Source organism: Enterobacteriaceae endosymbiont of Plateumaris rustica (assembly GCF_012562965.1).
Classification (GTDB): domain Bacteria; phylum Pseudomonadota; class Gammaproteobacteria; order Enterobacterales; family Enterobacteriaceae.
On record NZ_CP046228.1, the window covers coordinates 339350 to 360616 of the forward strand.

General features: G+C 24.5%; 17 protein-coding genes and 1 pseudogene. All 18 read right to left on the reverse strand.

Annotated features, from left to right (window positions below; genetic code table 11):
- Positions 1 to 170: 170 nt before the first annotated feature.
- Positions 171 to 1979, reverse strand: a pseudogene (ftsH, locus tag GJT82_RS01665) (ATP-dependent zinc metalloprotease FtsH); the annotation flags it as partial.
- A 39-nt stretch (positions 1980 to 2018) separates the two neighbouring features.
- On the reverse strand, positions 2019 to 2651 hold the full coding sequence (locus GJT82_RS01670; RefSeq protein WP_168819679.1) for an RlmE family RNA methyltransferase: 633 nt from the start codon (positions 2649 to 2651) through the stop codon (positions 2019 to 2021).
- Between the two features lie 234 nt (positions 2652 to 2885).
- Entirely contained in the window at positions 2886 to 7088 is a 4203-nt protein-coding gene (gene rpoC / locus GJT82_RS01675) for a DNA-directed RNA polymerase subunit beta' (protein ID WP_168819681.1), read from the reverse strand.
- Between the two features lie 48 nt (positions 7089 to 7136).
- Positions 7137 to 11177, reverse strand: a complete 4041-nt coding sequence (rpoB, locus tag GJT82_RS01680; RefSeq protein WP_168819683.1) for a DNA-directed RNA polymerase subunit beta — start codon at positions 11175 to 11177, stop codon at positions 7137 to 7139.
- Positions 11178 to 11314: 137 nt separating this feature from the next.
- On the reverse strand, positions 11315 to 11686 hold the full coding sequence (rplL, locus tag GJT82_RS01685) for a 50S ribosomal protein L7/L12 (RefSeq protein WP_168819685.1): 372 nt from the start codon (positions 11684 to 11686) through the stop codon (positions 11315 to 11317).
- 57 nt (positions 11687 to 11743) lie between these two features.
- Entirely contained in the window at positions 11744 to 12244 is a 501-nt protein-coding gene (rplJ, locus tag GJT82_RS01690; RefSeq protein WP_168819687.1) for a 50S ribosomal protein L10, read from the reverse strand.
- Between the two features lie 149 nt (positions 12245 to 12393).
- Positions 12394 to 13089: a 50S ribosomal protein L1 gene (gene rplA, locus GJT82_RS01695; RefSeq protein WP_168819689.1), complete on the reverse strand. Its 696-nt coding sequence runs from the start codon at positions 13087 to 13089 to the stop codon at positions 12394 to 12396.
- Positions 13090 to 13098: 9 nt separating this feature from the next.
- A complete protein-coding gene (gene rplK / locus GJT82_RS01700; RefSeq protein WP_168819691.1) occupies positions 13099 to 13527 on the reverse strand; it encodes a 50S ribosomal protein L11 in 429 nt (142 codons plus the stop codon).
- A gap of 49 nt (positions 13528 to 13576) precedes the next feature.
- On the reverse strand, positions 13577 to 14122 hold the full coding sequence (gene nusG / locus GJT82_RS01705) for a transcription termination/antitermination protein NusG (protein WP_168819693.1): 546 nt from the start codon (positions 14120 to 14122) through the stop codon (positions 13577 to 13579).
- Positions 14123 to 14506: a preprotein translocase subunit SecE gene (gene secE, locus GJT82_RS01710; RefSeq protein ID WP_168819695.1), complete on the reverse strand. Its 384-nt coding sequence runs from the start codon at positions 14504 to 14506 to the stop codon at positions 14123 to 14125.
- Positions 14507 to 14677: 171 nt separating this feature from the next.
- The gene (gene tuf / locus GJT82_RS01715) at positions 14678 to 15862 is read right to left on the reverse strand and encodes an elongation factor Tu (RefSeq protein WP_168819697.1); all 1185 of its coding nucleotides are present in this window, start codon (positions 15860 to 15862) and stop codon (positions 14678 to 14680) included.
- Positions 15863 to 15927: 65 nt separating this feature from the next.
- Positions 15928 to 18045, reverse strand: coding sequence for an elongation factor G (gene fusA / locus GJT82_RS01720; protein ID WP_168819699.1), 2118 nt, complete (start codon positions 18043 to 18045; stop codon positions 15928 to 15930).
- A gap of 170 nt (positions 18046 to 18215) precedes the next feature.
- Positions 18216 to 18686 (reverse strand): 30S ribosomal protein S7, encoded by a 471-nt coding sequence (gene rpsG / locus GJT82_RS01725; protein WP_168819702.1) that lies wholly within the window; start codon positions 18684 to 18686, stop codon positions 18216 to 18218.
- A gap of 22 nt (positions 18687 to 18708) precedes the next feature.
- Positions 18709 to 19080, reverse strand: coding sequence for a 30S ribosomal protein S12 (gene rpsL, locus GJT82_RS01730; protein ID WP_168819704.1), 372 nt, complete (start codon positions 19078 to 19080; stop codon positions 18709 to 18711).
- Between the two features lie 79 nt (positions 19081 to 19159).
- Complete coding sequence (gene tusB, locus GJT82_RS01735) at positions 19160 to 19459, reverse strand: sulfurtransferase complex subunit TusB (RefSeq protein WP_168819706.1); 300 nt, start codon at positions 19457 to 19459, stop codon at positions 19160 to 19162.
- 25 nt (positions 19460 to 19484) lie between these two features.
- On the reverse strand, positions 19485 to 19853 hold the full coding sequence (gene tusC, locus GJT82_RS01740) for a sulfurtransferase complex subunit TusC (protein ID WP_168819708.1): 369 nt from the start codon (positions 19851 to 19853) through the stop codon (positions 19485 to 19487).
- Positions 19853 to 20242, reverse strand: a complete 390-nt coding sequence (gene tusD, locus GJT82_RS01745; RefSeq protein ID WP_168819710.1) for a sulfurtransferase complex subunit TusD — start codon at positions 20240 to 20242, stop codon at positions 19853 to 19855. The genes tusC and tusD overlap by 1 nt, the downstream gene beginning before the upstream one ends.
- Positions 20243 to 20289: 47 nt before the next feature.
- Positions 20290 to 21120 (reverse strand): FKBP-type peptidyl-prolyl cis-trans isomerase, encoded by an 831-nt coding sequence (gene fkpA / locus GJT82_RS01750; RefSeq protein WP_168819712.1) that lies wholly within the window; start codon positions 21118 to 21120, stop codon positions 20290 to 20292.
- Between the last annotated feature and the right edge of the window lie 147 nt (positions 21121 to 21267).

A 21267-nucleotide genomic window follows, 5' to 3' on the forward strand; every position in this document is an offset into this window, starting at 1 on the left:
CTTAATAAAATAATTTATAATTAAATTACATTTAATAATATATTATATATTTCTATATTACAATATAATTTAATAATTTTTTTAATATTAATCTTAAAAAAAATAAAAATATTATCAAAATAAATAATAAAATATTAATAATAATTGATAAATTATTTTTTTACCCAATCAGGTGCTCTAACTTTTTTTCTAGACATTAAATCATCTATTTGTAATATACCTATAGTTTCATATTTAATTAAAGCATTTTTCATTTCATGTAATATATCAATATTTTCTTTTAAAATTTTAAATGCTCTATTATAATTTTCTTGAATTAAATTTCTTACTTCTTCGTCAATTATACGTGCAGTTTTATCTGACATATATTTTGCTTTTGCTACATTTCTTCCTAAAAAAATTTCTTTTTCTTCTTCAGCATATAATAAAGGACCTAATTTTTTAGAAAATCCCCATTGAGTTACCATATTTTTTGCTAAATTAGTAGCAATTTTTATATCATTAGAAGCTCCAGTAGATACATATTTTTCTCCATAAATTATTTCTTCTGCAATACGACCACCGTAAAGTGTAGAAATTTTACTTTCTAATTTTTGACGATTTAAACTAATAATATCAATTTCTGGTAAAAAAAATGTAACTCCTAATGCTTGACCTCTTGGAATTATAGTTACTTTATGAACTGGATCATGTTCTGGTACCAATCTTCCAATTATAGCATGTCCTGCTTCATGATAAGCAGTAGATTCTTTTTGAGCTTCTGTCATAACCATAGAACGTCTTTCAGAACCCATCATAATTTTATCTTTAGCTTTTTCAAATTGAATCATAGATACAAATTCATAATTTTTACGAGCAGCTAATAAAGCACTTTCATTTACTAAATTAGCTAAATCAGCTCCAGAAAATCCAGGAGTTCCTCGTGCTAAAATTGTAACATTTACATCTTTACCTAAAGGTATATTTTTCATATGTATTTTTAATATTTGTTCCCTACCTCTAATATCAGGTAAACCTACTATTACTTGTCTATCAAAACGTCCTGGTCTTAAAAGAGCAGGATCTAATACATCAGGACGATTTGTTGCTGCAATAACAATAACACTTTCATTATGATTAAAACCATCCATTTCTACTAACATTTGATTAAGTGTTTGTTCTCTTTCATCATGACCACCACCTAAACCAGATCCTCTTTGACGTCCTACTGCATCAATTTCATCAATAAATATAATACAAGGAGATGTCTTTTTTGCTCTATCAAACATATCACGAACTCTAGAAGCTCCTACACCAACAAACATTTCAACAAAATCAGATCCAGAAATAGTAAAAAACGGTACTTTAGACTCTCCTGCTATAGCTTTTGCTAATAAAGTTTTTCCTGTTCCTGGTGGACCTACCATTAATACTCCTTTAGGAATTTTACCACCTAATTTTTGAAATTTTAATGGTTCTCTCAAATAATCTACAATTTCTTTAACTTCTTCTTTTGCTTCATCACATCCAGCTACATCATTAAATGTAATTTTAATTTGATCTTTTGTTAACATACGAGCTTTACTTTTGCTAAATGATAATGCACCTTTTCCTCCTTGAATTTGACGTACAAGAAATAACCAAATACAAATAAGTAAAATATAAGGAATACATGATATAAATATAGATAATAATATATTAGGACTTGTAGAAGGTTGACCGAATATTTTAATATTTTTACTTAATAATAATCTAAGTAAATTAGGATCATTTATAGGAATATAAATTTTGTATTTAGAACCGTCTTTTTTATAAACACAAATTTCACGTTCATTAATATAAACTGAACTTATTCGTTGATGTTTAATTTCTGATAAAAAAATTGCATATTCTATTTGTGATGTTTTTTCATTATCACTAGAATTAAAACTCTGGGAAAAAGATAATAAAGTAATTGCAATTGCTAACCAGAGCATTAGATTTTTTGCTATATCTTTCAAAGAAGTAACTCCATGATTATTGTAAAATACAATAAAATATTATTTATTACGATATCCTTTTGCTACAATATATATTTCTCGAGAATTAGATCTTGAAGCATTAGGTTTTCTAATTTTCATAATTTTAAATAATGATTCAATTTTTTTTAAAAATTGATTTATTCCTGTACCTTGAAATATTTTTATTAAAAAATTTCCATTAAAATCTAATACAGAATAACATAATTTTAAAGCTAATTCACTTAAATATATAGATTTTGGTATATCTATTTCTTTTATACCAGAAATATTAGGAGATATATCAGACATTATTACTTGTACTTTAAAATTATTTAATTTAATTTTAATTAAATTAAATATGTTTTCATTATATAAATTTCCTTGTATAAAGTCTACATTATTTATTTTTTTCATTGGTAATAAGTCACAAGCTATTATTTTACCTTTTGATCCAATTTGTAATGATGCAAACTTCGACCAACCTCCAGGAGAACATCCTAAATCTATTATTTTCATATTTGGTTTGAAAATTTTATCTATTTTTTGTATTTCTTGTAATTTAAACCATGATCGTGATCTAAATTTATTGTTTTTTTTTACTTTTTTAACATAAATATCTTTAAGATATTTTTTTATCCAAAATATTTTTTTTTTATTTTTTTTATAAAACATTAGTTGAATTTAATAAAAATTATTATAATATTATTATTAATAAATAAAATGATTTATTAAAAATTATTTTTAATATCCATTAAATTTATTTAAATTAAGTATAACAAATTTTTTAAAAATTACAATTTATTATAACTAATAAATAATAAAATTATTAATTACTTACTTAAATCAGTATTATTAATATTGATTAATTATTTATAATAATGTAAAAATATATAATTTTTATTTATATTAATTTTTTTTATTTAAACTAGCATTTAATAATTCAGTTAGATTTGCTGATGCTGATGCTACTGTGGCAATATTATTTTTTCTTTTTTTAATACGATTTTTATGATAAGAATATCCAGTACCTGCTGGAATCAATCTACCAACAATAACATTTTCTTTTAATCCTCTTAATGTATCAGATTTTCCTGCTACGGAAGCTTCTGTTAATACTCTTGTAGTTTCTTGAAAAGAAGCAGCTGAAATAAAAGATGTAGTTGCTAAAGAAGCTTTAGTAATACCTAATAATTCATGAATGTAAGATATTGTTTTTTTTCCTTGCTTTTTTAATTTTTTATTAGTTATTTTAATTTTAGATATTTCAACTTGTTCTCCTTCTAAAAAATCTGAATCTCCTTTATTTTTAATAGTTGCTTTACGTAACATTTGTCTTATTATAACTTCAATATGTTTATCGTTAATTTTAACTCCTTGTAAACGATATACTTCCTGAACTTCATTAATTATATAATTTGTTACTTCATTTACACCTTTTAATCGTAATATATCATGTGGAGATTCAGCACCATCTGAAATAATATCACCTTTATTTACTAATTCTCCTTCAAATACGTTTATTTGTCTCCATTTTGGTATCATTTCTTCATATATATCATCATTATGATTAATAGGATTAATTATTATCCTTCTTTTTCCTTTAGTTTCTTTTCCAAAAGAAATTATACCACTAATTTCTGCTAAAATAGCTGATTCTTTTGGACGACGAGCTTCAAATAAATCTGCTACTCTAGGTAATCCTCCTGTTATATCTTTAGTCCCTCCTGATTCTTGAGGTATTCTTGCTATTATTTCTCCTGTATGAATATTCATCCCATTTTCTAAATGAACTATTGTTTTACTAGGTAAAAAATAATGTGCGGGAATATCAGTTCCAGGAATAAAAATATCTTCATTTTTAAAATTTACAATTTTTAACATAGGTCGTAAATCTTTACCTATTAATGTTCTTTCAGATGTATCTAATACTACAATAGAAGATAAACCTGTTAATTCATCAGTTTGACGAATAATAGTTTGACCATCTAACATATCAATAAACTTTATTATTCCATCAACTTCACTAATAATAGGCATAGTATGTGGATCCCAATAGGAAATTATTTCTCCTGAATTAATTTTTTCTCCATTTTTTTTGGTTATAATTGCTCCATATGGAATTTTATATTTTTCTTTTACACGTTTAAATTCATCTAATATTTTTAATTTAACATTTCTCGAAGTAACAACTAATTTACCATCAGAATTAATGACAGATTTCATATTTGTTAATTTTATAGTACCCGTATCTTTTATTTGTATACTAGATTCAGACGCTACTCTTGAAGCAGCTCCACCAATATGAAATGTTCTCATTGTTAATTGTGTTCCAGGTTCTCCTATTGATTGGGCTGCAATTACTCCAATTGCTTCTCCTTTATTTATAATATGTCCTCTTGCTAAATCACTACCATAACAATTAGCACATACACCAAAATTAGTTTCACAACTTACAACAGATCTAACTTTAATATTATCAATAGAATATTCATCTAATATATCACAATATTTTTCATTTAATAATGTATTACGAGGTATTAAAATATTATTTCTTCCAGGTTTAAAAATATCTTTTGCTGTTACTCTACCTAAAACTCTTTCTCTTAAAGATTCTTTTACATCTCCTCCTTCAATTATAGGAGACATATTAATACCATATTTAGTAAAACAATCATTTTCCGTTATTACTAAATCTTGAGCAACATCAACTAATCTACGAGTTAAATAACCTGAATTTGCTGTTTTTAATGCAGTATCTGCTAATCCCTTTCTTGCACCATGAGTAGAAATAAAATATTGTAATACATTTAATCCTTCTCTAAAATTAGCTGTTATTGGGGTTTCAATAATAGATCCATCAGGTTTAGCCATTAATCCTCTCATACCAGCTAATTGTCTGATTTGAGCAGCTGAACCACGTGCACCAGAATCTGCCATCATAAAAATATTATTGAAAGATATTTGTTTTTCTAAAGTTCCTTTTTTATTAATTACATTTTCTATTGATAAGTTTTTCATCATTGCTTGTGCAACTTTTTCATTTGCTACTGACCAAATATCAATTATTTTATTATATCTTTCTCCTGCAGTTACTAATCCTGATTGAAATTGTTCTTGTATTTCAGAAACCTCAGATTCTGCTTCTAATATTATTGTAGATTTTTTTTTAGGAATAATAATATCATCAATTCCTACAGAAGATCCTGATCTAGCTGCATAATAAAATCCAGTATACATAATTTTATCTGCAAAAATTACTGTAGGTTTTAATCCTAAAATTTTATGACATATATTCAACATTTTTGAAATTGATTTTTTTCCTAAAGTTTGATTTATTATTTTGTAAGGTAAACCTTTTGGTACATACATCCAAAATATTGCTCGTCCTATTGTAGTATTAATAATAGTTTTATTTTTTATCCATTCATTATTTTTATTTTTAGAATATTCAGTAATTCTTACTTTAACACGTGCATGTAAATCTCCTTGTCCTGTACGATAAACTTTTTCAGCTTCTTTAGGATTAGATAAAATCATATCTTCTCCTTTTGCATTAACTCTTTCTCGAGTCATATAATATAATCCTAAAACTACATCTTGTGATGGAACAATAATAGGTTCTCCATTAGCTGGTGATAAAATATTATTAGTAGACATCATAAGAGCTCTAGCTTCTAATTGAGCTTCTAAAGTTAAAGGAATATGTACAGCCATTTGATCTCCATCAAAATCAGCATTATAAGCAGCACATACTAATGGATGTAATTGTATTGCTTTTCCTTCAATTAATATTGGTTCAAAAGCTTGTATTCCTAATCTATGTAAAGTTGGAGCACGGTTTAATAAAATTGGATGTTCTCTTATAACTTCTTCTAAAACATCCCAAACTACAGATTCTTCTTTTTCAACCATTTTTTTTGCAGCTTTAATTGTAGTTGCTAATCCTTGCATTTCTAATCTTCCATATATAAATGGTTTAAATAATTCTAAAGCCATTTTCTTAGGTAAACCACATTGATTTAAATGTAAATAAGGTCCTACTGTGATAACAGATCTTCCTGAATAGTCTACTCTTTTACCTAATAAATTTTGTCTAAATCTTCCTTGTTTTCCTTTTATCATATCCGCTAGTGATTTTAAAGGTCTTTTATTAGATCCTATTATTGCTCTTCCTCTTCTACCATTATCTAAAAGAGCATCAACTGCTTCTTGTAACATACGTTTTTCATTTCTTATTATAATATCAGGAGCTGATAATTCTAATAAACGCTTTAATCTATTATTACGATTAATAACACGACGATATAAATCATTTAAATCAGAAGTAGCAAATCTTCCACCATCTAATGGAACTAAAGGTCTTAAATCAGGAGGTAATACTGGTAATACATTCATTATCATCCATTCTGGTTTATTACCTGAATAAATAAATGATTCCAGTAATTTTATACGTTTAGTAACTTTTTTTTTTTTAGTTTCTGAATTAGTATTATATAATTCTTTGCGTAAAAAATTACATTCTTTTTCTAAATCAATATTTTTTAATAAATATTGGATAGCTTCTGCTCCCATTTTTGCATTAAATTCATCTCCAAATTCTTCTAATGCATTTAAATATTGTTCTTCAGTTAAAATTTGTCCTTTATTTAATTTTGTCATTCCTTCTTCTACAATAACATAAGATTCAAAATATAATACTCTTTCAATATCTTTTAACGGCATGTTTAATAACAATCCTATTCTAGAAGGTAATGATTTTAAAAACCATATATGTGCAATAGGTGATGAAAGTTCAATATGTCCCATTCTTTCACGTCTAACTTTAGTTTGTGTAACTTCAACACCACATTTTTCACATATTACACCACGATGTTTTAATCTTTTATATTTACCACATAAACATTCATAATCTTTTACAGGACCAAAAATGCGAGAACAAAATAAGCCATCTCTTTCTGGTTTAAAAGTACGATAATTAATTGTTTCTGGTTTTTTAACTTCTCCAAATGACCAAGATCTGATCACATCAGAAGATGCTAAAGAAATTTTTATTGAATCAAATTCTTTTACTTTATTTGGTGATTTTAAAAGCTTAAATAACTTTTTCACAAAAAAATTACCTTATAATATGATAAATTAATAAAATATGTTAAAAATTTATTCTTTATTTTCTAATTCAATATTTATTCCTAATGAACGTATTTCTTTTAATAAAACATTAAAAGATTCTGGCATTCCTGGTTCCATTTGATGATTTCCATCAACAATGTTTTTATACATTTTTGTTCTACCATTTACATCATCAGATTTAATTGTTAACATTTCTTGTAAAGTATATGCTGCACCATATGCTTCTAAAGCCCATACTTCCATTTCTCCAAATCTTTGTCCACCAAATTGAGCTTTACCTCCTAAAGGTTGTTGTGTAACTAAACTATATGATCCTGTAGATCTTGCATGCATTTTATCATCCACTAAATGATTTAATTTTAACATATACATATAACCTACAGTAACAGGTCTTTCAAATTTTTCCCCTGTAAGACCATCATATAATGTAATTTGACCTGAAGTTGGTAAATTAGAAAGTTTTAATAATTCTTTTATTTCATTTTCTTTAGCTCCATCAAAAACTGGAGTTGCTATTGGCATACCTTTTTTTAAATTATTTGCTAAAGATAATATTTCTTTATCTGAAAAATCATTAAAATTTATACTTTGTCTAATTTTATTTCCTATATTATAAGCTTTTTGAATAAAATTCCGTATATTTTCAATATTTTTTTGTGTATGTAATAAGAAATTAATTTTTTCTCCAATTCCTTTAGCAGCCATACCTAAATGTGTTTCTAAAATTTGTCCTATATTCATTCTAGATGGAACACCTAAAGGGTTTAATACAATATCTACAGGATTACCATTATCATCATATGGCATATCTTCTACAGGACAAATCTTTGATATAACTCCTTTATTACCATGTCTTCCTGCCATCTTATCTCCTGATTGTATTTGTCTTTTGACAGCTAAATTAACTTTAACTATTTTTAATATACCAGGAGCTAAATCATCACCTTGAGTTATTTTATTTTTTTCTACATTAAGAATTTTACTAAATTTTATTTTTAATTCATCATACTGTTTTATAAAATTATTTAATTTTTTTATTATTGTTTTGCTTTTATTAGAAAATAATTCTATCCAATATTTAAAAGAATATTTTAATGTATCTTCTTTACTTATGCCATTTTCAATTAAAAATGATTGTATACGTGTAATTATATTGACTTCAAATATTTTTTGTTCATCAAGTAAATCTTTTTTAATTTGTTTTAATTCCATTTCTTCAATTTCTAAAGTTCTTTTATCTTTTTTCACCCCATCTCTTGTAAAAATTTTTACATCTATAATAGTTCCTGAAATACCATTAGGAACACGTAATGATGTATCTTTTACATCAGAAGCTTTTTCTCCAAAAATAGCACGTAATAATTTTTCTTCTGGTGATAATTGTGTTTCTCCTTTAGGAGTTACTTTTCCAACTAAAATATCACCACTTGTTACTTCAGCACCAATATATACAATACCCGATTCATCTAATTTAGATAAAGAAGATTCACTAACATTAGGTATATCTGAAGTAATTTCTTCTGATCCTAATTTAGTATCACGAGATATACATGATAATTCTTGTATATGAATTGTTGTAAATCTATCTTCTTGTACAATTTTTTCCGAAAGTAATATAGAATCTTCAAAATTATAACCATTCCATGGCATAAATGCCACTCTCATATTTTGACCCAATGCTAATTCACCTAAATCAGTCGATGGACCATCTGCTAATACATCTCCTTTTTTTATTAATTCATTCAATCTAACACATGGAATCTGATTGATACATGTATTTTGATTAGATCTTGTATATTTAGTTAAATGATAAATATCAATACCTTTTTTTTGTATATCTTTTTTATTATTATCATTAATTTTTATAATTATACGAGATGCATCTACATATTGTACAATTCCTGAATTTTTTGCAATAATAGTTACTCCAGAATCTATAGCTACTATTCTTTCCATTCCAGTACCAACTAAAGGTTTTTCTGTTCTTAAAGTAGGTACAGCTTGTCTTTGCATATTAGCACCCATTAAGGCTCTATTTGCATCATCATGTTCTAAAAATGGAATCAAAGATGCTCCTACAGAAACTATTTGTTGATTAGAAACATCCATATAATTAATTTGTTCTTTTTTAAATAAACTAGATTCTCCTTTATGTCTACATGTAACTAAATCATCTAAAATTAATCCATCTAATAGATTTAAATTTGTATTAGCTTGTGCAATAATAAAATTACCTTCTTCTATAGAAGATAAATAATGAATTATATTAGTAACATAAGAATTTTTAACATAACGGTAAGGTGTTTCTAAAAAACCATACACATTAGTTCTAGCATAAACTGATAATGAATTAATCAAACCTATATTAGGTCCTTCTGGAGTTTCAATTGGACATACTCTACCATAATGTGTAGGATGGACATCTCTAACTTCAAAACCAGCTCTTTCTCTTGTTAATCCTCCAGGACCCAAAGCTGAAATACGTCTTTTATGTGTAATTTCTGATAATGGATTATTTTGATCCATAAATTGAGATAATTGACTAGAACAAAAAAATTCTTTTATAGCTGCAGAAATAGGTTTAGCATTAATCACATCTTGTGGCATTATATTATCATCACTTAATGATAATCGTTCTTTAACAGAACGTTCAACACGAACTAACCCTATACGAAATTGATTTTCTACCATTTCTCCAACAGATCTAATTCTTCTATTACCTAAATGATCAATGTCGTCTATTTCTCCTTTTCCATTACGTATATTTATTAATTTTTTAATTACATCAATAATATCGTATTTATTTAAAACTCCAGAACCAATTATGTTATCACGTAATAAAGAACGATTAAATTTCATTCTTCCTACAGGTGATAAATCATAACGTTCTATATTAAAAAATAATTTTTTAAATAATAATTCTGCTGATTCCTTAGTAGGAGGTTCTCCTGGTCTCATCATTCTATATATTTCTATTAAAGCTTCTAATTTATTAGAAGTTGTATCTATTCTTAATGTTTCAGATATATATGGTCCATGATCTAAATCATTGGTAAATATTGTGTCAATTTCATTATATTCATTATTTTCTATAATTTTATTGATAGAATCTAATTCTAAATAAGAATTAGCAGAAATTATAATTTCACCTGTTTTATTATCTATATAATCTTTAGATACTACTTTACCTATAAGATAATCTTTCGGTATTTTTATATATTTAATTTTATTTTTTTTTAAATTATTTATATGTTTTAAAGTAATACGTTTTCCTTTTTCTAAATAAACTATATTATTAATTATTATATTAAATAATGCTGTTTCCCCTCTTAATCTATCTGGTATTAATTTCATTGATAATTTTTTATTTTTTATAATAAAAATATTTTTTTTAAAAAAAATATTTAAAATTTGTTCAATATCATAACCTAAAGATTTTAATATTATTGTAACTGGTAATTTTCTTCTTCTATCAATACGAATAAACATATTATCTTTAAGATCAAATTCAAAATCTAACCATGATCCTCTATAAGGAATAATACGAGCATTATATAATATTTTTCCTGAAGTATGTGTTTTTCCTTTATCACTATTAAAAAATACTCCAGGACTACGATGTAATTGAGATACTACTACTCTTTCAATACCATTAATTATAAAAGTACCATTTTTTGTCATTAATGGAATTTCTCCCATATATACTTCTTGTTCTTTTATAATTTTTTGATTTATTTCTGATAATTCTTTATTATAAATAATTAATTTTAATGTTACACGTAAAGGTAAAGAATAAGTCATTCCTCTTATTTTACATTCTTTAACATTAAAAATAGATGTTCCTAAACGATAATTTATATAATGTAATTCACAATTACCACTATAACTATTTATTGGAAAAATAGATCTAAAAGCAGCCTCTAACCCATATTTTCCCGTAAGATCTTGTTTTATAAATTTTTTAAATGAATCAATTTGTATAGAAAGTAAATATGGAATGTCTAAAAATTGAAATTGTTTACCAAAATCTTTACGAATACGTTTTTTTTCAGTTTGAGAATAAACCATATGGTTCCTCAGTTATCTGATAAATTGAGTATTTAATTTAAATTTTATTTTAAAATAAAATTTAATATAATATGTATTATAAAATGTTATTAAAAAAATTTAGTAATTATTTTATTAATATATTTTTATATGTTAAATTATTTTATTTCTATTTCAGCTCCAGAAATTTTTAATGTTTTTTCTAAAGATAAAGCTTCTTCTTTACTAATAGCTTCTTTAAGTATAACAGGAGCAGATTCTACTAAATCTTTTGCTTCTTTTAATCCTAAATTCATAGAACTTCTAACTGCTTTTATTACTGCTATTTTATTTTTACCTATACTTTTTAAATATAAATTAAATTCAGTTTTTTCTTCTACTTCTTCTATTGCTGTCTTATTAGCTGAATTGGCTATAACAGTAGAAGTTGATACTCCAAATTTTTTTTCCATATCATTTATTAAATCCATTACATCCATAATAGACATAGCACTAACAGCTTCTATTATTTGTTTTTTAGTTATAGACATAAAAATTCCTAAATTTAAGAAATACTATTTTATTTATTTTTAATAAAATTATTTATTTTATAAATCATTTTTTTTTATATTTTTAATAGCTATTAATATTTTAATTAATTTTCCTACAGCAGCTTCTTTAATTGTATATAACATAAGAGATAAGGATTCCTTATAAGTAGGTAATGTGGCTAATTTGTCAATATCTTGAGCATTTATTAATTTACCTTCAAAAGAAGCAACTTTAATTTTAAAATTAGTATTATTTTTAGCAAATTCTTTAAATAAACGTGCAGCTGAACCAGGATGTTTAAGTGAATATCCAATTAAAATTGGTCCATGTAATTGATTTTGTAAACATTCAAAATTACTATTTTTTATGATTAATTTTAATAATTTGTTTTTAATAACTCCTACAAATACGTGATTTTCACGACTATTTTTTCTTAATTTAGTAATATTATTAACATTTATACCACAAGCATTAGCAATAACTATAGATAAAGCTTTTTGATTTATTTTACTTAATTTTGCAACAATCATTTTTTTTTGTGTAAGATTTAATGGCATTAGATTATTGCGCTCCTGATTTTTTTAATAAAAAAGAATTAAATTATTGGAATTGATATTTTATATATAAAATAATTATAATATAATTATAATTTTTAATTAAAAAATAGTTATTTTAATATAAAAAAAGTTATTCGTAAAGTAAAGAATTAAATTTTTATTAAAGATGTTGTTATATCAATAGAAACTCCCATTGTTGATGAAATATATATTTTTTTTATAAAATTTCCTTTTACTTTTGATGGTTTATGTTTTTTTAAAGTATTTATTATATGTTCAATATTTTCTTTTATTTTATAATTATCAAAATTAATTTTACCTACATTAGTATGTATAATTCCATTTTTATCATTACGACAATTAATCTGTCCTTTTTTCATTTTCTTTATAGTTTCTTTAATATTTTCAGTAATAGTTCCTAATTTTGGATTAGGCATTATACCTCTTGGACCTAAAATAGGAGCTAATTTACTAACTAAATGCATTGCTTCTGGAATAGTTATTACTAAATCAATTTTTTTTTCATTATTTTTAATTTTAATTACTAAATCTTCCATTCCAATTAAATCTGCACCTGCTTCTTTTGCTTCTATTGCTTTATTTCCATAAGCAAATACAGCAATTTTTATATTTTTTCCTGTTCCATGTGGTAATATAATATTATTTCGAATATTTTGTTCTGATTTTTTTGAATCTATACCTAATAGTACTGCAATATCAATACTTTCAATAAATTTAACTGTACTAAGTTCTTTTAATTTATTAATAGCTTTATCAATAGAAAATTTTTTATTTTGATTAATTTTATTATACATATGAGTCATACGTTTTGTTTGCTTAATCATTGTTATATTTTAATCCTCTATTATTAATCCCATTGAAAGTGCTGTTCCTTCTATAGAATGCATCATTGATTCAATATTTATACCTGTCATATCTACAGACTTTAATTTTGCTATTTGACGAATTTGATCATGAGTTATTTTTCCTATTTTTTCTAATTTTGGTTTACTAGAACCAGATTTAATTCCTAAAATTTTTTTTATTAAAATTGCTGCTGGAGGTGTTTTAGTAATAAATGAAAAAGAACGATCTGAATAAATAGTAATTATAACAGGAATAGGTATTCCTTTTTCTAAATTATTAGTTTGTGTATTAAATAATTTACAAAATTCCATTATATTTACTCCATGTTGACCTAATGCAGGTCCAATAGGAGGACTAGGATTAGCATTTCCTGCTGAAACTTGTAATTTAACATAAGTTTTAATCTTTTTTGCCATAATCATTCCTTTTTATTAATAATTAATCATAAAATTATTATAAAATAAATTATCCTTTTTCTACTTGACTAAAATCTAAATCAACAGGAGTTGCTCTACCAAAAATTGATACTGAAACTTTTAAACGACTTTTTTCATAATCAACTTCCTCAACTACACCATTAAAATCAGAAAAAGGACCATCATTTACACGAATCATTTCTCCAGCTTCAAATAATATTTTTGGTCTTGGTTTATCTCCAATTTGTTGAAGACGATTTTTAATTATATCCACTTCTTTATTACTAATAGGAGATGGATTATCAGAAGTTCCTCCTATAAAACCTAATACTTTAGGAATACCACGAACTAAATGCCAACTAATATCTTGCATAAGCATATAAATTAAAATATATCCAGGAAAAAATTTACGTTCACTTTTATAACGTTGTCCATTACGAATTTCCACTACTTCTTCAGTAGGTATTAAAATATCTCCAAAAAAATTTTCCATTTTATTAATATTAATATGTTCTTTTAATGATTGTGCTACACGATTTTCAAATCCAGAACGAGCATGTATAACATACCATTTTTTTTGTATAGATTTAGTCATTTATAATCTCATATTAGTTAAAAATGATATTAAAAATATTAAAATACTATCAAGTCCCCAAATAATTATTGACATAATTAAAGTAATTATTATGATAATTAAAGTTATTTGTAAAGTTTCTTTATAAGAAGGCCAAATTACCTTAAGTGTTTCTATACGTGTTTCTCTAATAAATAAAAATATTTTTTCTCCTTTATTAGTAGATAATATAGTAAAAATAATTAAAATTAATATAGGACAAATAATTATTATTCGAACAGCAAATTCTATATTTTGATATAAATAATCATATATTATAATGAAAATGAATAAAAGTATACTGATAGTCCATTTTATAAATTCTAAAATAAATTTACTCTTTTTAATTTTTAAATTATTAATCATATATTATATTAACCAATACAAAAAATTTTTGTTTAATAGTTTTATTATATAGATTATATCTAACAAAGAACATTATCTATTATCATATATAATTTATGTTATAACAAATTATTAAAAAAAAAGAATCAAAGGGATTAATATTTTTAATACCCTCATCTTCTTTTATTTTTATTATTTTAATATTTTAATAACAATTCCTGCACCAACAGTTCTACCTCCTTCACGAATAGCAAATCTTAAACCATCAGTCATAGCAATAGGATTTATTAAAATTACAGTCATTTTAATATTATCACCAGGCATTACCATTTCAATATCTTTTGCTAAATTTATTGTTCCTGTAACATCAGTAGTTCTAAAATAAAATTGAGGTCGATAACCGTTAAAAAATGCAGTATGTCTACCACCTTCATCTTTAGATAAAACATATACTTCTGCTTCAAATTGAGTATGAGGTTTTATAGATCCAGGTTTAGCTAAAACTTGTCCTCTTTCAATTTCTTCTCTTTTAATACCTCGAAGTAAAATACCTACATTCTCTCCAGCACGACCTTCATCTAATAATTTACGAAACATTTCAACACCTGTACAAGTAGATTTTACAGTATCTCTGATACCTATAATTTCTACTTCTTCTCCTACTTTAATTATTCCTTTTTCTACTCTTCCTGTTACAACTGTTCCTCTACCAGAAATAGAAAAAACATCTTCAATTGGTAATAAAAATGGTTGATCAATAGCTCTTTTAGGTTCAGGGATATAATTATCCAAACAATCTGCTAATTCAAAAATTTTTTTTGTCCAAATTATATCTCCTTCTAAAGCTTTAAGAGCAGAACCACGAATAATTGGAGTTTTTTCTCCAGGAAAATCATATTGAGTAAGTAAATCACGTATTTCCATTTCTACTAATTCTAATAATTCTTCATCATCTACTAAATCACATTTATTAAGAAAAACAACAATATAAGGTACTCCAACTTGTCTTGCTAATAAAATATGTTCTCTTGTTTGAGGCATTGGTCCATCTGTTGCAGCAACTACTAATATAGCTCCATCCATTTGAGCTGCTCCAGTAATCATATTTTTTACATAATCAGCATGTCCAGGACAATCTACATGTGCATAATGACGATATTTTGTATCATACTCTACATGAGAAGTATTAATCGTAATACCTCTTGCTTTTTCTTCTGGAGCATTATCTATTTGATCAAAAGCTTTAGCTGCTCCACCATATTTTTTAGATAATACAGTTGTAATAGCTGCTGTTAAAGTTGTTTTTCCATGATCAACATGTCCTATAGTACCAACATTAATATGTGGTTTAGAACGTTTAAATTTTTCTTTAGACACAGAATAATTCCTTCTATATTATTTTTTTCTTTTATAAAAGAAAAATTATTTAATTATTGAAACTATTATTTATATTTAGAATCAATAATAATTTGTGAAATATTATTAGGTGCTTCAGTATATTTTAAAAATTCCATAGAATAAGATGATCTTCCTTGAGTATAAGAACGTAAATCAGTAGCATAACCAAACATTTCAGATAATGGTACACAAGCGCGTATTAATTTACCAATGGGTAAATTGTCTATTCCTTCTATAATACCTCTTCTACGATTTAAATCTCCTATTACATCTCCCATATACTCTTCTGGAGTTTCTACTTCAACTCTCATAATAGGTTCTAATAATACTGGATTAGCTTGTTTAAATGCATTTTTAAATGCAATTGAAGCAGCTAATTTAAATGCTAATTCTGAAGAATCTACATCATGATATGATCCATAATGTAATCTAACTGCAATATTTACCACTGGATATCCGGCTATTGGTCCAGATTTTAATTGTTCTTGAATACTTTTGTCTATAGATGAAATATATTCACTAGGTATTACACCACCTTTTATATCGTTAGTAAATAAATATCCTATGTTATTTTTTTTATTAAATTTTATTGGAGATATATCTATAACAACATGACCATACTGTCCTCTACCACCAGTTTGTTTTATATGTTTACCTTCTATATTTATTGCATTTTTTTTAATAGTTTCACGATAAGATACTTGAGGTTTACCAATATTGGCAGAAACATTAAATTCTCTCTTCATTCTATCAACTATAATTTCTAAATGTAATTCACCCATACCGGCAATAATAGTTTGATTACTTTCTTTATCAGTCCAGGTTTTTAACGATGGATCTTCTCTTGTCAATCTATTTAATGCTAAGCCCATTTTTTCTTGATCAATTTTAGTTTTAGGCTCTATAGCAATAGAAATAACAGGTTCCGGAAATTCCATTTTTTCTAGAATAATACTTTTATCTATAGAACATAATGTATCTCCAGTTGTAACATTTTTTAAACCAATTGCTGCAGCAATATCTCCAGCATGAACTTTTTTAATTTCTTCACGTTTATTAGCATGCATTTGTACAATTCTTCCAATTCTTTCTCTTTGCATTTTAATAGGATTAAAAATTAAATCACCACTACTTACTGTACCAGAATATACTCTAAAAAATGTTAAGTTACCAACAAAAGGATCATTTGATATTTTAAATGCTAATGCTGAAAAAGGTTCATCATCATTTGATTTTCGAATAGATAATATTTTTTTTTCATTATCTATGATTCCTTTTATAGGTGGAATATCACTAGGTGCTGGTAAAAATTCAATTACTGCATCTAACATAGCTTGTACTCCTTTATTTTTAAAGGCAGAACCGCAAGTTATTAAAGTAATTTCATTTTTTAAAACTCTTTGTCTTAAAGAAAATTTTATTTCTTTTTCAGTAAGATTTACTCCATTTAAATATTTATCCATTAACTTTTCATCTGATTCAACAGCAGATTCAATTAATTTTTGACGCCAAATCTTAGATTCTTTTAACATGTTTATAGGTATTTCATTATAATTAAAAGTAGTTCCTTGATCTTGATCATTCCAACTTATTGCTTTCATTTTAATTAAATCTATAATTCCAATAAAGTTATCTTCAGATCCAATAGGTAATTGTATTGGAACAGTTTCTGTAGACAAATTTTTCTGTATTTGATTAACAACATTTAAAAAATTAGCTCCCATACGATCCATTTTATTTATAAATGCTATTCTTGGAACTTTATATTTATTAGCTTGTCTCCATACTGTTTCTGATTGTGGTTGTACACCTCCAACAGCACAATAAATCATTACTACACCATCTAAAATTCTCATAGATCGTTCTACTTCAATTGTAAAATCAACATGTCCTGGAGTATCAATAATATTAATTCTATGTGATTGATATTGATTAGCCATTCCTGACCAAAAAGCTGTAGTAGCTGCAGATGTAATAGTAATTCCTCTTTCTTGTTCTTGTTCCATCCAATCCATAGTAGCAGCACCATCATGAACTTCACCTATTTTATGATTTACTCCAGTATAAAAAAGAATTCTTTCAGTAGTAGTAGTTTTACCTGCATCAATATGTGCACTAATACCAATATTACGGTAAAGTGTTATAGGTGTTATACGACTCATTTTATTCCTCTTTTTTTATATATAAATATTAAAATCTAAATATATTATTTAATATTATTAAGATTTAAACGAATATTACATAATATTGATATATTTATTAGCCACAACATATTTTATTGATGAATTTTCAATTTAGTAAATTTAAAATAATTAAGTTAATATATTAACTATTACCAACGATAATGAGCAAATGCTTTATTTGCTTCAGCCATACGATGCACTTCTTCTTTTTTTTTAACTGCATTACCTTTATTTTCAATAGCATCAGAAATTTCATTAGCTAATCTTAATGACATAGATTTATCATTTCTTTTTCTTGCAGCATTTACTAACCAACGCATTGCTAATGTATTTCTTCTAGTAGGTCTAACTTCTACTGGAACTTGATAAGTTGACCCTCCTACTCTACGAGATTTTACTTCTACCATAGGTTTTACATTTTCTAATGCACTTAAAAAATTATCCAATTCATTTTTTCCAGAATTTTTAGTTATTGATTTTAAAGCTGAATAAACAATAGATTCTGCTATAGATTTTTTTCCATTCATCATTAATATATTAATAAATTTAGCAAGTAAATTTGAATCAAATTTAGGATCTGGTAATATTTTACGTTGACTAATTATACGTCTACGAGACATAATATAATACTCCATATTAATATTATTTAGGTTTTTTTACACCATATTTAGATCTTCCTTTTTTTCTTTCTTTAACTCCGGAACAATCCAATGCTCCTCTAATTATATGATATCTAACACCTGGCAAATCTTTTACTCTACCTCCTCGAATTAATACTACAGAATGTTCTTGTAAATTATGTCCTTCTCCTGGTATATAAGAAGTGACTTCAAATCCATTAGTTAAACGAACTCTACAAACTTTTCTTAATGCTGAATTTGGTTTTTTAGGTGTAGTTGTATATACTTTAATACAAACTCCTCTTTTCTGAGGACATGAGTTTAAAGCAGGTACATTACTTTTAACAATTTTATGAGTTCGTTGTTTTCTAACTAGTTGATTGACCGTAGCCATTATTTATTTCCTAAATGAAATTATTATAATTAAATAATTTTAAACTAAATTATATTTTTTATCTGTAATAAAATTAGTATTACCAAAATATTTGTTGTTTATGTTTTATTGATAAAAATACAAAATCTTTATATTCTATTTGTATTATTTTTTTAGATATTATTTTTAATAATCCTCTTGATTCTATATCATTTTTTATACCAAAAATATGAAATGGAACTTTTTTTTTAATTTCAATTATTTTTTTCATTGAAATACTATTTTTTAAACCTGCTAATATACCATCTTGAATTAAAATTAAATCATCATTTTTACTTAAATAATTTAAAAATAAAATAAAATTACAAGATGATGGTGAATTAAATAAGGTATATAACATAAATTTAATTTATATATTTAATAATTTAAAAATGTAAAATTACATCATAACTATGAAGTTTTTTTTTCCAACATAAAGAATTAATAATTTTAACAGGTACAGTCCAATTTTTTTTTTTATTAAAATTTTTTAAACCTAAAATATTTAAAGAATCAGAACAAATAAAATAATTATTAATATTACAAATACCTAAAATATTAAAACTAACACTATAATTAGGAAATAATATCTTTTCTGATTTTTGATTAGATATTATTTGAAAAATACCATCTCCCGTAAAAAATAATGCTATATCCTCAGTAAATGAGGATATAGAAATTATAGCATCTAATCCTTCTTGACCAGAACTATTACTATATGGAGAATTAGAAAAAATAAAAGCTATTTTATTCATTAAAATTGCATAAAACGATCACAAGTTAAAATAGATTTAGCTAAAATACTTAAACTTGATATTTGAAATTTATTTTTTATTAAATTAATATTTAGTTGATTATTTAATATTTGTTTATTATTTATAATAATTCCTCTTTTTATTGCAGAAGAAATACAAAAATATAAATTTATATGATATTTATCACTTAAATTTTTCCAACAGTTAACTAAATTTATTTTATAATTATCTAATTTAATATATTTATTAGCATTATAAACACCATCACAATAAAAAAAAATATTTTTTACATAATGTTTTTCTTTTATAACTGCATTAGTAAAAAAATATGCAGAATATGCATTTTGTGTACTGTAAGGTGATCCTGTTACTAATAATGAAAAAATCATATTTATCCTAAAATATTAATATAAAAAACTATTTAATAAAATCTAATTTACTTCTTTTTAAGAAAAGATTCTTTAATATCTAATAATTCAATTTCAAATATTAAAGTAGAATTTACAGGAATTCCTGGTATTAAATTATATCCATATCCTAAATTTGGTGGTACAACTATTTTAATTTTCCCACCTTTTTTAATATATTGAAGTGCTTCTTTCCAACCAGGAATAATTTGTTGAAAATTTATAGATAATGGAATTTTTCTAGAATATGAACTATCAAATATAGTTCCATCAACTAATGTTCCTTTATAATGGACAACTACAATGACATTACTATTTTTATTTAAAATTTTTTTTCCATATCCTACTTTTTTTATTTGATATAGTAATCCTGTTTTACTTCTTTTAACATTTTTTTCTTTCAAAAATTTTGTGATATATTTTTTTCCAGCAATATTATTTTTTTTTGCTTCTTCTTTTAATTTATTGGTTGTAGCATTTTGAACTTCTAATTCAAATGATGAAAGAATTCTTGTTAATTCTTCATCAGATATTTTAACATTGTTATTTATGCAATCAATTATTCCTTGAATAATTAATTTTTTATTTAATAAAATATTAACTTTTTCTTGTTCTTGAAAAGAATGTTTCAAATATTTTCCTATTGTAACACCTAACGCATAAGATTTTTCTTCTTTTTCGTTTTGAAAAAATTTTTGTTTTTTAATATTTTCTAAATCAACAGTTTCAATAACTGTTTCTTTTTTATTATTATGCCACCATCCAATATTTTTATATATTGATGCTTGTATAGGTTTATTTAATCCTAAAGTTAAAATTAATATAATAAATATTGACATTTTTTTAGTCAAAAATTTCATTTTTTCTCCAGAAATATTTAAAATTTTAAAAACTATATATATAAAATTATAAACTATTTTTAAAATTTAGTGAATATATAAAAAAAATATTTTTTTATATTCTAATTAATTTTAATAATAATAACTATATAAATTAAATAAAAAAAT

Excerpts from the sequence above, each read along its gene's own strand:
- rplL (WP_168819685.1), bottom strand. The coding sequence starts at position 11,686 with ATGTCTATAACTAAAAAACAAATAATAGAAGCTGTTAGTGCTATGTCT.
- nusG (WP_168819693.1), bottom strand. The coding sequence starts at position 14,122 with ATGACTAAATCTATACAAAAAAAATGGTATGTTATACATGCTCGTTCT.
- tusD (WP_168819710.1), bottom strand. The coding sequence starts at position 20,242 with ATGATTTTTTCATTATTAGTAACAGGATCACCTTACAGTACACAAAAT.
- fusA (WP_168819699.1), bottom strand. The coding sequence starts at position 18,045 with ATGAGTCGTATAACACCTATAACACTTTACCGTAATATTGGTATTAGT.
- rpsG (WP_168819702.1), bottom strand. The coding sequence starts at position 18,686 with ATGTCTCGTAGACGTATAATTAGTCAACGTAAAATATTACCAGATCCT.
- tusC (WP_168819708.1), bottom strand. The coding sequence starts at position 19,853 with ATGAATAAAATAGCTTTTATTTTTTCTAATTCTCCATATAGTAATAGT.
- rplA (WP_168819689.1), bottom strand. The coding sequence starts at position 13,089 with ATGATTAAGCAAACAAAACGTATGACTCATATGTATAATAAAATTAAT.
- rpsL (WP_168819704.1), bottom strand. The coding sequence starts at position 19,080 with ATGGCTACGGTCAATCAACTAGTTAGAAAACAACGAACTCATAAAATT.
- rplK (WP_168819691.1), bottom strand. The coding sequence starts at position 13,527 with ATGGCAAAAAAGATTAAAACTTATGTTAAATTACAAGTTTCAGCAGGA.
- secE (WP_168819695.1), bottom strand. The coding sequence starts at position 14,506 with ATGATTAATAATTTAAAAATTAAAAAGAGTAAATTTATTTTAGAATTT.
- GJT82_RS01670 (WP_168819679.1), bottom strand. The coding sequence starts at position 2,651 with ATGTTTTATAAAAAAAATAAAAAAAAAATATTTTGGATAAAAAAATAT.
- fkpA (WP_168819712.1), bottom strand. The coding sequence starts at position 21,120 with ATGAAATTTTTGACTAAAAAAATGTCAATATTTATTATATTAATTTTA.
- rpoB (WP_168819683.1), bottom strand. The coding sequence starts at position 11,177 with ATGGTTTATTCTCAAACTGAAAAAAAACGTATTCGTAAAGATTTTGGT.
- rplJ (WP_168819687.1), bottom strand. The coding sequence starts at position 12,244 with ATGCCATTAAATCTTACACAAAAAAAAATGATTGTTGCAAAATTAAGT.
- tusB (WP_168819706.1), bottom strand. The coding sequence starts at position 19,459 with ATGTTATATACCTTATTTAATTCACCATCATCTTGTAATTTTATTTTA.